Origin of the sequence: Lactiplantibacillus sp. ME-2 (assembly GCF_022549155.1) — a bacterium.
GTDB lineage: Bacteria > Bacillota > Bacilli > Lactobacillales > Lactobacillaceae > Lactiplantibacillus > Lactiplantibacillus plantarum.
Map to the genome: position 1 here is coordinate 1 of NZ_JAKZEQ010000161.1, position 237 is coordinate 237.

General features: G+C 37.6%; 1 protein-coding gene. It reads left to right on the forward strand.

Going from position 1 to position 237, the window contains the following annotated elements; genetic code table 11:
- The coding region (locus MMY95_RS15810) for a hypothetical protein (RefSeq protein ID WP_241277846.1) at positions 1 to 237 on the forward strand (237 nt) is incomplete at both ends.

Below are 237 nucleotides of genomic sequence, written 5' to 3' on the forward strand. Positions count from 1 at the left end.
GCCGGCAACCGTTGATTTAGATAATGGAAGGGGTGTTGCACCTGATCTTGGTTTGGATTTCTTTTATGAAGGAAGCAAGGTACACTTTGTTTGGCAGGCAAATAACCATAATATGAATAACCCGGATTCAAATGGGTACTACTATCCTTATACGGGACAATTATTCTATTGGAATACCGAACTTCAAAATATTCAATGTTTGCATTACAAAGAACGCGCTTATGAAATTCTCAATGT